The following is an 11,727-nucleotide window of genomic DNA, read 5'->3' on the forward strand; positions in this document are numbered from 1 at the left end:
CCTTGATGTGATGGGCTGCGTCAGCCGGTGATCACCAGGCCGACGATCTCGTCGTCCGAGAACCACACTCGGACATCGGGCCGTCCCCCCGCGAAGGCGGTGTGGACCGCCTGGCGGATGTCGGGGGACGGGTGGTTCAGGTTGCGCCAGGCGCCGGCCACGAACAGCCGGAGCCGCGGCGGGAGTTCACGGGGGTACGGGAGCAACTCGTCCCAGTACCGTTCGGCCCGGCCCGAGCCGACCGCCTGCGGCAGCAACTGCGTCACCGCCGCCTTGATGTCGGGCCGGCTGCCGATCCGCTGGGATGCGGGCCGGCCCGGTGCGTCCTGCTGCGGGGAACCCGTGGCCCGCAGCACCGCACGGGCACGTTCCGGTGCCATCGGGGGCTGACCGGCCGCCTTGAGCATGCCTTGCAGCGCGGCCAGCGCGCCGACCACCACCGGGGAGGCGGCGGACGTACCGGAGAACGTGTCCGTGTACCAGGCGATCTCCTCGGGCCCGCCCTGCAGATCGCCGGGCCGGTCCCAGAAGCCGCCGGTGGTCGTGACCTCGCGGCCCCAGCCCTGGGCGTCCAGCCGGGCGCCGTAGTTGGAGAACGCGAGCCGTGACCGGTCCGGGCCGTGATCGCGGCCGTGCGTGCCGGGCGGCGGTGCGCCCGCACCGACCAGGACGGCGCCGGAGGACTGGTTGGAGGGGTTGAAGGGGTTGCGCCAGGTCTCCGGGAACTCGTCCGGGCGGCGCTCGTAGACGGCGTCGTCGAGGGACTCGCCGCCGTTGCCGGCGGCCTCCACGACGAGGACGCCCTTGGCGGTGGCGTAGCGGATGGCCGCGTAGTCGTCCGGCCACCACTCGAGCGCGACGTAGCCGTTCTGGTCGTCGCGCTCGGCGAAGTCCAGCCGCGGGCCCGGGCGCTGGAGCTCGATCAGCACGATGTCGCCCGGCGCGAGCCGGTCGGCGGCGGCGTGGATCGCCGCCGCGGTGCCGATGCCGTGGAAGGACGCGGCCGCGGTCACCGCGTCGGGCACGACGCCGTTGACGCCGTACTCGTTGCGGTCGCCGCCGATCACGCCGATCACGGCGGTGCCGTGGTTGCGCCAGGCGACGTCGGTCAGCGGGGTGCCGACGACGACGCCGGCGAGCTTGGCGGCGAGGTCCTCATGGCCCAGCTGCCAGGCGCCCTCGACGTCGATCACGGTCACGCCCTGGCCGGTGCCGCCGGGCCGCTGCCAGGCCCAGTGCGCGTCGATGCCCTCGGGCGCCGGGCGCAAGTAGCCCTGCCTGCTGCTGAAGTCGGGTGTGACCGGGGCGCCTTCCTTCAGCCGCCGGTTCTCCTCGGCGCTCTGCAGGGAGGCGGGCACGGCGCCGGGTTTCACATACGCCGTGTCGATCCCCGGCAGCGCGGCGATCCGTGAGCGCAGCTCCTGTGCGCGGCTCTCGCCGCCGCGTACGCGGTAGAACAGCGCGAGGTCAGGAGTGTCCTGAGGACCTGCGGCGGCCGACTGCTGGAGCCGTTCCTCGCTGCCGAACAGCGGTTCCAGGGCGAGCTGTTCGTCGCTGAGGAACATGTTGAGGGCCGTCACATCGGCGCCCGCGGCCGAGTGGACGCCCTCGGTCTGGGCGCGCAGCCGGGCCTCGGGCCGTGCGACGACGATCAGTTCCTGCTCGGCTCCTCGATAGGTGAAGCCCGCTCCGTCGGGCCCCGGCCCGGATGCCCCCGGGCCCTGCGCCGGATGTACCTGGTCGGTCATCGGGTACCGCTCCCTTCGGTCCGTGCGGATGCCAAGTAGCGGATGGTGCCGAGTCGTACGGGTACGGGGGACAACCAAGCACTCCCACGGCGACTCGTCCACCCCCGTGTTCGCCAACTGGGTTTGAAACAAGTTGAATTGGGTACCGTGTGCAATTGGCGTGAAAGAGATGTCCCGTAACAATCCGGCCAGAAGCTGTCTACTGGCTGTCGAGGGACTGGGGAGAGCTGCGGAGCCACCCGCCATGTGATGGGGTGGACGAGTCAGTTGACCGTTGGACCAGCCAGTCGGCCGGTCCCTCCGCGGAAGGACGCACAGTGGCACCCACGCATCGCTCCTTCGCACATGGCTTCACCCGCCGCGGACTCCTCACGGCCGGTGCCGCGACCGCCGGTGCCGTTCTCGCCGGGGCCACGACCGCCTCGGCCTCCGGGAAGTCCTGGCCGACCGTGATCCCGCTGCCCGACGGCTTCCGCCCGGAGGGCATCACCATCGGCGGTGGGCCGTACGCCTACCTCGGCTCGCTCGGCGACGGCTCGATCTACCGGGCCGACCTGCGTACCGGCAAGGGCGGCATCATCTCGACCGGGCCCGGCACGCCCTCCGTCGGCCTCAAACTCGACGACCGGGGACGGCTGTTCGTCGCCGGACGCGGCGCGGGCGCCCGGGTCGTCGACGTCCGCAGCGGCGCGATCATCGCGTCGTACGTCCTCACCACGGCGACCCCGACCTTCGCCAACGATGTGTTCCTGACCCCCCGCACGGCCTGGTTCACCGACTCCTACCAGCCCGCGCTCTACGCCCTGCCGCTCGGCCGGCACGGCGCGCTGCCGGACGCGGACGACATCGTGACGATCACCCTGAGCGGCGACTGGAGTCAGGCCCCCGGCGAGGTCGTCAACGCCAACGGCATCACCCGCACCCCCGACGGCTCGGCCCTGCTGGTCGTGCAGTCCGGGGTCGGCGCCCTGCACCGGGTGGACCCGAAGACCGGCGTCACCAAGACCGTCGACCTCGGCGACGCGGCCCCGCTCACCAACGGCGACGGCCTGCTGCTGCTCGGGCGGACGCTGTACGTCGTCCAGAACCGGCAGAACGCGATCGACGTGTTCACGCTCGCGCCCGACGGCGCCAGCGGAGTCTTCCGGCGCCGCATCACGGACCCGGACTTCGACGTGCCGACCACGGTCGCCGCGTACCGGGACCGGCTCTACCTGCCCAACGCACGGTTCACCACGACTCCGACGCCGACGACCACGTACGACGTGGTCGCTGTGGCGCGCTGAGAACAGCTGAGAACATCAGGGGCGGTACGGGAGAGCCGTACCGCCCCTTCTGTGTTTCAGTCCTCGGACGAATCCTCGTCGTCCGTATCCGGCTTCGGGGGTTTCGGCGGCTTGGCACGACCGCCGGGGCTGTCGCCCCGGTCCTTGAGGAACGGCGTGCCCTCTCCGCCCTCCGTGGCGTGGCCGCCCGGAGTGTCCCGGCGTCGCAGATACCGCTCGAACTCGCGGGCGATCGCCTCGCCCGACGCCTCCGGTAGCTCGGCGGTGTCCCGGGCCTCCTCCAGCGTCTGCACGTACTCGGCGACCTCGGTGTCCTCGGCGGCCAGCTGATCCACGCCCACCTGCCAGGCGCGCGCGTCCTCGGGCAGCTCGCCCAGCGGGATGCGTACGTCGATCAGGTCCTCCAGGCGGTTGAGGAGGGCCAGCGTCGCCTTCGGGTTGGGCGGCTGCGACACGTAGTGCGGGACGGCCGCCCACAGCGACACGGCCGGCACGCCGGCGTGGGTGCACGCCTCCTGGAGGACGCCGACGATGCCCGTGGGGCCCTCGTACTTGGTCTCCTCCAGGTCCATCCGCTGGGCCAGGTCGGCGTCGGACGTGGTCCCGCTGATCGGGACCGGACGCGTGTGCGGGGTGTCACCGAGCAGGGCGCCCAGGATGACCACCAGCTCCACGCCCAGTTCGTGGGCGAAGCCGAGAATCTCGTTGCAGAACGAGCGCCATCGCATGGACGGTTCGATACCGCGGACGAGGACGAGATCGCGGGGCTTTTCACCGCCGATCCGCACCACCGACAACCTTGTCGTCGGCCACGTGATCTTGCGCACTCCGGCGTCCATCCACACGGTGGGGCGGTTCACCTGGAAGTCGTAGTAGTCCTCGGCGTCCAGCGCCGCGAACACCTCGCCCTTCCACTCCCTGTCCAGATGCGCGACCGCGGTGGAGGCGGCGTCGCCGGCATCGTTCCAGCCCTCGAACGCGGCCACCATGACCGGGTCGATCAGCTCGGGAACCCCCTCGAGCTCGATCACCCAGCGCCTCCTTCCGACGTGCCCTCGCCTGACGTCCCAACCTTACGGCGTGCGGCGGGGGTGCCCGCAGCCCCCTTGCACGGGGGAGTGAACGGATCAATGCCCTGTTCGCTGCCCCAAAACACCCTGGGGCTCTCACTCGGGCCAGTGCACCAACCTAGGGGCGCGGGGAACTGCGCGACCAGCCACAACGAACCGGCACCCGCAAAACAACATGCACCCCTACGGCGCCCCCCGGCCAAACTCACAACGTGGACCGAAGCCACTGCTCCACGCTCGCGATATGCACCGTCGCCCACGACCTGGCCGCCTCCGCGTCCCGGTCGCGCAGGGCGGCGAGGATCATGCGGTGCTCGTGCAGCGTGCGGCTGACCGCGTCCTCCTGGGTCAGACCGCGCCAGATACGGGCACGGGTGGTGGGACCCGAGAGGCCGTCGAGGAGCGAGCAGAGCACCGAGTTGCCCGAGCTCTGCACGATGCCCCGGTGGAAGTCCAGGTCACACGCGACCAGCTCCTCGACCGACGGTGCGTCGCCGAGCTTGTCCAACTGGGCCGACAGCGCGTCCAGTTGCTGCTCGCTGACCCGCGAGGCCGCCATCGCCGTCGCAGCCGGCTCCAGGATGCGGCGTACGGCCAGGAACTCCAGGACCGTGTCGTCGCGGTGGAAGTCGACGACGAAGCTCAGCGCCTCCAGGAGGAGTTGCGGATCGAGGCTGGTGACGTACGTACCGTCGCCCTGGCGCACGTCCAGGATGCGGATCAGCGACAGCGCGCGCACGGCCTCCCGCAGGGAGTTGCGGGACAGTCCCAGTTCGGAGGCGAGCTCGCTCTCCTTGGGCAGCCGGTCGCCCGGGCGCAGCGCGCCGGAGACGATCATGCCCTTGATCTTTTCGATCGCCTCGTCGGTGACTGCCATGGCCGGCCTCCCTGTCGTTCAGACATCCGATGTCTCACGCCATTATGGGGGTTCACCATGCTGAACGGGACGCCGAATGTGCAGATCAGGGCAACTGCTCCGCCAGCAGCCGCAGCGCCTCCAGGGAGACGACGGCACCTCTCTCGACGCCCGCGGCCACGACGTCCCGGTGGGGGTCGTATCCGCCGGTGCCCTGTGCGTCGACGAGTTCGTCGGCGTTGGCACCGTCCACGACCAGCACCCCCCCGGCCACCAGCCCGCGCAGCGAGGCCGTCACCAGCAGCGCGGACAGTTCCATCTCGATCGCCGCGAGCCCGGCGCCGCCGTACGGGAAGAGGGGCAGCAGCCCCGGCTGGAACGCGGCCCGCGTCCACACGATGCCCCGGTGGTGCGGGGCGCCCGCCTCGCGTGCCGCGCGCTGGAGGGCGAACACCGCCTCGGGGGAGGACACCGCCGGGTACTCGGGCGGCAGCAGCTGGTGGGTGACCCCGTCGTCGCGTACGGCCGCCTCGGCGATGACCAGATCGCCGTCGCCGATGCCCGGCTTCATCGCGCCCGCCGTACCGAACCGCAGAAAGGTGTGCACTCCCGCGTCGGCCAGCTCCTGGAACAGTAGGATCGCGCCCGGAGCGCCCACCCCGTGCGAGGCGACGGTGACCGGCAGGCCCTTCCAACTCCCGCTGAAGACACGGTATTCGCGGTGGTACGAGACCTCCTCGGCGCCGTCGAGCAGTGCGGCGACGAGCGCCGCGCGCGCCGGGTCGCCGACGACGATCGCGTGCGCGGGGAGCCCGGCGCGGGGTATTCGGGTGACGGGCAGCAGATCATGGGGCATGGGACGACGTTACCGAGGGCGAGGCCGGGTGCGGCGTACCGCACCCGGCCCCAGGGAAGCGACGGCTGTCAGCCGAAGGCCTTCACGGCCTGGTAGTAGGTCCAGGCCGTGCTGTTGCAGGCGGTCTTCGTGCTGCCGCTGTAGCTGTTGCACACGCGCTTGAGGTCCTCGTAGAAGGCGCTGTCGAGGCGGGCCTTGTTGGCGTCGAACGCGCCCGTGGCCTTGTAGTTGCGGTAGCCGAAGTCGTGCCGGGCGCAGGACATGGCGAAGGGGAAGCCGAAGGGGTTGTCCGGCGAGGAGGAGCAGTAGTCGGTGGACCAGTTGAACTCGTAGGCGGCCCATGCGGACTGGTTCGCGCGGGCGGCGGCCCACGTGCTGTAGCTCGACGCGCTGGTCTGGGTCCAGTTCGAGAGGACCTGGGGCTTGTCGGCGGGAACCGCGGTGGCGGTGGCGGCAGTTGCGGTGACGGTGATCAGGGCAAGGGCCGAAGCGGCGAGACCGGTGGCGAGTCTGCGGTGCATCCCACACCTCCATGAGGCCGCGATCCGTCCGTCGGATCGCAGGTTCATGACAAGATGATTGATCCACCATCAGGCCCTTCACACCTCATGTGTCCTAATGGTCCGTTAACTCTCGGACATGCCAGGAGATCAGAGCATGAACCGGACTTGACTGCACCGGACTTGACGGCATGCGGAAGGGGCGGCTCCGTCGGCGAGGAGCCGCCCCTTCTGTGTCGTAGCGCCTACTTCTTGACGCCTACTTCTTGTCGAGCAGGTCCTGAACCTTCGCCCGGACGTCGTCCGTGGCCAGCCCCCGGATCGTCAACGTCGTACGGCGCCGCAGCACATCGTCCGTCGTCTGAGCCCACTCGTTGTCCCGCGCGTACACGACCTGCGCCCAGATCTCCGGGGCGTCCGGGTGCACCCGCTCGCCCAGCTCGGGGTTCTCGTTCGCCAGACGGGCGATGTCGAAGGCCAGGGAACCGTAGTGCGTCGCCAGGTGCTTCGCGGTGTCCGCACCCATCCGCGGGCCCGGCGCCGGCCGGTCCACCAGCAGCCGGTGCGCTATCGCACGCGGGTTGGCGACGCCGGGCAGCGGCAGCTTCTTCGGCAGGGAGGCGATCGGCTCGAAGTCGTCGCCCAGCGGGTGCCCCGGAAGCGCCTCCAGCTTCTTCATGACCGTACGGCCGATGTGCCGGAAGGTCGTCCACTTGCCGCCGGCGACCGACAGCATCCCGCCCCGGCCCTCGGTCACGACGGTCTCGCGCTTGGCCTTGGCCGTGCTGCCGGGGCCGCCCGGCAGCACCCTGAGGCCCGCGAAGGCGTAGGTGATCAGGTCACGGTCGAGCTGCTGGTCGCGGATGGAGAACGCGGCCTCGTCGAGGATCTGGGCTATGTCCTTGTCGTTGACGGACACGTCCGCCGGGTCGCCCTCGAACTCCTCGTCCGTCGTCCCGAGCAGCAGCATGTCCTCCCAGGGGAGGGCGAAGGTGATCCGGTACTTGTCGATCGGGGTCGCTAGCGCGGCCTTCCAGGGCGAGGTCCGCTTCAGGACCAGGTGCGCGCCCTTGGACAGCCGGATGGACGGCGCCGCGTTCGGGTCCTCCATCTTGCGCAGGTGGTCGACCCAGGGACCGGTCGCGTTCAGCACGAGACGGGCGCTGACGCCGAACTCGTCGCCGGTCGTGCGGTCCTTCAGCTCCGCGCCCGTCACCCGGCCCTTGGTGAAGCGCAGCCCGGTCACCTCGGCGTGGTTGAGGACGACCGCGCCCGCCTCGGTGGCCGCGCGGACCGTCATCAGTGCCATGCGGGCGTCGTTCATCTGGTCGTCGCCGTACACGGCCACGGCCCTGAGGTTCTCGGTGCGCAGCTCCGGCACGTCCTGCTGGGCCTTGGCGGGAGAGAGCAGATGGCCGACGCCGTCGCCGAAGGCGGAGAGCGCCGAGTACGCGAACACGCCCGCGCCCAGCTTGGCCGCGCCGTGCGGGCCCCCCTTGTACACGGGGAGGTAGAAGGTGAGCGGGTTCGCCAGGTGGGGGGCCACCTGGCGGGAGACCGCACGGCGCTCGAAGTGGTTCTCCGCCACCAGCTTCACCGCGCCGGTCTGCAGATAGCGCAGACCGCCGTGGAGCAGCTTGGAGGAGGCGGAGGAGGTGGCGCCGGCGAAGTCGCCGGCGTCGACCAGCGCCACCCTGAGCCCGGACTGCGCGGCGTGCCAGGCGGTGGAGATGCCCAGGATGCCGCCGCCGATCACGAGAAGGTCGTACGACGCCTTGGTGAGCTGCTCCCGGGTCTCGGCGCGGCTCGGGTTCAAGCCGGAGGCCGGGCGCGTCCCGAGGGCAGGCACGGACTGCAGGGTGGACTGACTGGTCATTTCGGGTTCTTACTCCTCATCAGAGTTCGAGAGCTGGCGGCTGTCGTCAGTTCTCGTCGTCCTCGATCCAGCCCATGGTCCGCTCGACGGCCTTGAGCCAGCTCTTGTACTCACGGTCGCGGGTGTCCGCGTCCATGCGGGGGGTCCACTCGGCGGCCCGCCGCCAGTTGGCGCGCAGCTCGTCGGTGCCGGCCCAGAAGCCGACGGCGAGACCGGCGGCGTAGGCTGCGCCGAGGCAGGTGGTCTCGGCGACCATCGGGCGCACCACGGGGGCGTCCAGGAAGTCCGAGAGGGTCTGCATCAGCAGGTTGTTGGAGGTCATGCCGCCGTCGACCTTGAGGGCCACCAGCTCGTCGCCGGAGTCCTTGACCATGGCGTCGGCGATCTCCCGGGTCTGCCAGGCGGTGGCCTCCAGGACGGCGCGCGCGAGGTGCGCCTTGGTGACGTACCGGGTCAGACCGGCGATGACACCGCGGGCGTCGGACCGCCAGTGCGGGGCGAACAGGCCGGAGAAGGCCGGCACGAAGTAGGCCCCGCCGTTGTCCTCGACCGAGAGCGCGAGCGTCTCGATCTCGGCGGCGGTGGAGATCAGGCCCATCTGGTCGCGCATCCACTGCACCAGCGAGCCGGTGACGGCGATCGAGCCCTCGAGGGCGTAGACCGTCGGCTGGTCACCGATCTTGTAGCCGACGGTGGTCAGCAGGCCCGCGTACGAGTTGATGATCTTGTCGCCGGTGTTCATCACCATGAAGGTGCCGGTGCCGTAGGTCGACTTGACCTCGCCCTCGGAGAAACAGGTCTGGCCGAACAGGGCCGCCTGCTGGTCGCCGAGCGCGGAGGCGACCGGGATGCCGCCGAGCAGGTCGCCCAGCTTGCCGCCCTTGATCTCGCCGTAGACCTCGGAGGAGGACCGGATCTCGGGGAGGATCTGCAGCGGCACACCGATGGACTCGGCGATCTTCTCGTCCCACTCCATGGTGTGGAGGTTCATCAGCATGGTGCGGGAGGCGTTGGTGACGTCGGTGACGTGGTGGCCGCCGTCCACACCGCCGGTCAGGTTCCAGATGACCCAGCTGTCCATGGTGCCGAAGAGGATGTCGCCCGCCTCGGCGCGCTCCTTCAGACCCTCGACGTTGTCGAGCAGCCAGCGGGCCTTGGGCCCGGCGAAGTAGGAGGCGAGGGGGAGGCCGGTCTCGCGGCGGAAGCGGTCCTGGCCGACGTTGCGGCCGAGCTCCTTGCAGAGCGCGTCGGTACGGGTGTCCTGCCAGACGATCGCGTTGTGGACGGGCTCACCGGTGTTCTTGTCCCACAGCACGGTCGTCTCGCGCTGGTTGGTGATGCCGATGGCCTTGATGTCGTCGCGGGTGATGCCGGCCTTCTCGACGGCTCCGGCGACGACCTCCTGGACGTTGGTCCAGATCTCGGTGGCGTTGTGCTCCACCCAGCCCGGCTTCGGGAAGATCTGCTCGTGCTCCTTCTGGTCGACGGAGACGATACGGCCGTCCCGGTCGAAGACGATGCAGCGGCTGGAGGTGGTGCCCTGGTCGATGGCGGCGATGAACGGGCCGGCGGTGTGCGCGTCGGTCACTGTGTGCTCCTGGGGTTCCGTGGGTGGGGGCTGTCTGTACGGCGCGATGGCTGAATCGTGCTCTAAGCGAAAGCGACGTTGTAGATGCCTGCCGCGATGGCGCCGCCGATCAGCGGACCGACCACCGGAATCCAGGCGTAACCCCAGTCGGAGCCGCCCTTGTTGGGCAGGGGCAGGAGGGCGTGCGTGATACGCGGACCGAGGTCACGGGCCGGGTTGATCGCGTAGCCGGTCGGGCCGCCGAGGGACAGACCGATCGAGACAACCACCAGCGCGGTGATCAGGGCGCCCAGCGTGCCGAGGCCGTCACCGTCGGCGTTCAGGCCCTGAGTGAGGATGGCCAGCACCAGCACGACGGTGCCGATGATCTCCGTGGCGAGGTTCTGCCACACCACCCGGATCTCCGGGCCGGTGGAGAAGATGCCCAGGACCGGTCCGGCGCCCTTCTCGCGGGCCTCGACGGCCTTGGCGGTGGTGGCCTGCGCGCCCGGACCGCCGACGATCTCCTTGTCGGTGAGGTGCGCGTGGAACTGGCCGTAGTAGGCGACCCACACCAGCGCCGCACCGATCATCGCGCCGAGCAGCTGTCCGCCCCAGTAGGTCGGAACGTTGCTCCAGTCGTCGTCCTTGATCGCGAGCGCGAGGGTCACGGCCGGGTTGAGGTGGGCGCCGGAGAGCGGCGCGGAGGTGTACACGGCGGTCAGTACGGCGAAACCCCACCCGAAGGTGATGGCGAGCCAGCCGGCGTTACGGGCCTTGGAGGCCTTGAGCGTGACGGCGGCGCAGACGCCACCGCCCAGCAGGATGAGTATGGCGGTACCGATGGTCTCGCCGATGAAGATGTCGGAGCTGGACACCCGCGACTCCTTTGTCCTTCGTCCAGGGGGAGAACTGCCGGCCCTTGGCGTCGTCACACTGTAACGCCTATTGCCGGTCGGTGTTCGACAATGTCGACCGATGGACGGGAGTCTTGCCCTGGCGTTACAGGCGCGTCAAGAGTTCTGTTATCGAAAACACGATCGTTATTGATCGCGGTGAGCTATCGATCAAGCGGCTTGCCAAACCATGACAACGCCTAACAAGGCATGACAACAACCGGAGCGCCCGATGGTGCCCCGGTTTGCTGGATGTACTTGTTGGACGTACTTGGTGGCGTACGGCGCTCAGAACCGCCCGGCGCCCAGATCCCGGGAGACCGCGCGGGCGCAGTCCCGGACGGCCGCGATCAGCTCGGGCCGCACCTCGCCGTCCCGGCACAGCCGTTCCACGGCGCCGGTGACACCGACCGCGCCGACCGGCATGCGCCGCCGGTCGTGGATGGGGGCGGCGATGGAGGCGACGCCCTCCCAGGTCTCCTCGACATCCGCCGCGTAGCCACGCGCGCGGGTCACGTCGAGGATCTGCTCGAAGGCGTCGAGCTCGCACACCGTCCGGTCCGTGAACGACTTGCGGTCGGCCTCCAGCACCTCGCTGTGCGCGACGGGGTCGTAGGCCGACAGGACCTTGCCCAGGGCCGTGGAGTGCAAGGGCTGCATCGCGCCGATCTCCAGGACCTGGCGGCTGTCGTCGGGCCGGAAGACGTGGTGCACGATCAGCACGCCCTGCTGGTGCAGCACGCCCAGATAGACGCTCTCGCCGCTGGAGCGGGCCAGGTCGTCCGCCCACACCAGGGCGCGGGCCCGCAGTTCGTGCACGTCCAGGTAGGTGGTGCCCAGGCGCAGCAGTTCGGCGCCCAGCTGGTAGCGCCCGGAGTTGTCGTCCTGCTCGACGAAGCCCTCCTGCTGGAGGGTGCGCAGGATGCCGTGGGCGGTGCCTTTGGCGAGGCCCAGGGAAGAGGCGATGTCCGACAGGCCGAGCCGTCGCTCGCCGCCCGCGAGCAGCCGCAGCATCGCGGCCGCCCGTTCGAGCGACTGGATGTTCCGTGCCATCGCCGTCCTGCCTCCGTCC

At 70.1% G+C, this 11,727-nt stretch carries 10 protein-coding genes; 1 reads left to right on the forward strand and 9 read right to left on the reverse strand.

All coding sequences use genetic code 11. From position 1 onward, the window contains the following. Positions 1 to 20: 20 nt before the first annotated feature. Positions 21 to 1,748, reverse strand: coding sequence for a S8 family peptidase (locus AB0I98_RS20685; RefSeq protein WP_362943742.1), 1,728 nt, complete (start codon positions 1,746 to 1,748; stop codon positions 21 to 23). A 317-nt stretch (positions 1,749 to 2,065) separates the two neighbouring features. On the opposite strand from AB0I98_RS20685, the gene AB0I98_RS20690 reads away from it, so the two are divergent. Beyond that, positions 2,066 to 3,034 (forward strand): superoxide dismutase, encoded by a 969-nt coding sequence (locus tag AB0I98_RS20690; protein WP_362943744.1) that lies wholly within the window; start codon positions 2,066 to 2,068, stop codon positions 3,032 to 3,034. A 56-nt stretch (positions 3,035 to 3,090) separates the two neighbouring features. Here AB0I98_RS20690 and AB0I98_RS20695 read toward each other — a convergent pair whose 3' ends face one another. The 8 genes from AB0I98_RS20695 to AB0I98_RS20730 form a co-directional block, all read right to left on the reverse strand. Next, positions 3,091 to 4,065, reverse strand: a complete 975-nt coding sequence (locus tag AB0I98_RS20695; RefSeq protein ID WP_362943747.1) for a PAC2 family protein — start codon at positions 4,063 to 4,065, stop codon at positions 3,091 to 3,093. Between the two features lie 244 nt (positions 4,066 to 4,309). Next, complete coding sequence (locus tag AB0I98_RS20700) at positions 4,310 to 4,981, reverse strand: FadR/GntR family transcriptional regulator (RefSeq protein WP_362943750.1); 672 nt, start codon at positions 4,979 to 4,981, stop codon at positions 4,310 to 4,312. 85 nt (positions 4,982 to 5,066) lie between these two features. Then, complete coding sequence (locus AB0I98_RS20705; protein WP_362943754.1) at positions 5,067 to 5,816, reverse strand: nucleoside phosphorylase; 750 nt, start codon at positions 5,814 to 5,816, stop codon at positions 5,067 to 5,069. 68 nt (positions 5,817 to 5,884) lie between these two features. Further along, the gene (locus tag AB0I98_RS20710) at positions 5,885 to 6,337 is read right to left on the reverse strand and encodes a phospholipase (protein ID WP_362943757.1); all 453 of its coding nucleotides are present in this window, start codon (positions 6,335 to 6,337) and stop codon (positions 5,885 to 5,887) included. Positions 6,338 to 6,575: 238 nt separating this feature from the next. Further along, positions 6,576 to 8,192, reverse strand: a complete 1,617-nt coding sequence (locus AB0I98_RS20715; protein ID WP_362943760.1) for a glycerol-3-phosphate dehydrogenase/oxidase — start codon at positions 8,190 to 8,192, stop codon at positions 6,576 to 6,578. 46 nt (positions 8,193 to 8,238) lie between these two features. Then, on the reverse strand, positions 8,239 to 9,780 hold the full coding sequence (gene glpK / locus AB0I98_RS20720; RefSeq protein ID WP_362943763.1) for a glycerol kinase GlpK: 1,542 nt from the start codon (positions 9,778 to 9,780) through the stop codon (positions 8,239 to 8,241). A gap of 62 nt (positions 9,781 to 9,842) precedes the next feature. Continuing rightward, positions 9,843 to 10,637, reverse strand: coding sequence for an MIP/aquaporin family protein (locus tag AB0I98_RS20725; protein WP_362943765.1), 795 nt, complete (start codon positions 10,635 to 10,637; stop codon positions 9,843 to 9,845). Between the two features lie 306 nt (positions 10,638 to 10,943). Beyond that, positions 10,944 to 11,708, reverse strand: a complete 765-nt coding sequence (locus AB0I98_RS20730; protein ID WP_362943768.1) for an IclR family transcriptional regulator — start codon at positions 11,706 to 11,708, stop codon at positions 10,944 to 10,946. Between the last annotated feature and the right edge of the window lie 19 nt (positions 11,709 to 11,727).

The sequence above is a fragment of the Streptomyces sp. NPDC050211 genome (genome assembly GCF_040656035.1).
Lineage (GTDB): Bacteria > Actinomycetota > Actinomycetes > Streptomycetales > Streptomycetaceae > Streptomyces.

Coding starts and splice junctions, on each gene's coding strand:
- AB0I98_RS20685 (WP_362943742.1), bottom strand. CDS start 1,748: ATGACCGACCAGGTACATCCGGCGCAGGGCCCGGGGGCATCCGGGCCG.
- AB0I98_RS20700 (WP_362943750.1), bottom strand. CDS start 4,981: ATGGCAGTCACCGACGAGGCGATCGAAAAGATCAAGGGCATGATCGTC.
- AB0I98_RS20705 (WP_362943754.1), bottom strand. CDS start 5,816: ATGCCCCATGATCTGCTGCCCGTCACCCGAATACCCCGCGCCGGGCTC.
- AB0I98_RS20710 (WP_362943757.1), bottom strand. CDS start 6,337: ATGCACCGCAGACTCGCCACCGGTCTCGCCGCTTCGGCCCTTGCCCTG.
- AB0I98_RS20715 (WP_362943760.1), bottom strand. CDS start 8,192: ATGACCAGTCAGTCCACCCTGCAGTCCGTGCCTGCCCTCGGGACGCGC.
- AB0I98_RS20730 (WP_362943768.1), bottom strand. CDS start 11,708: ATGGCACGGAACATCCAGTCGCTCGAACGGGCGGCCGCGATGCTGCGG.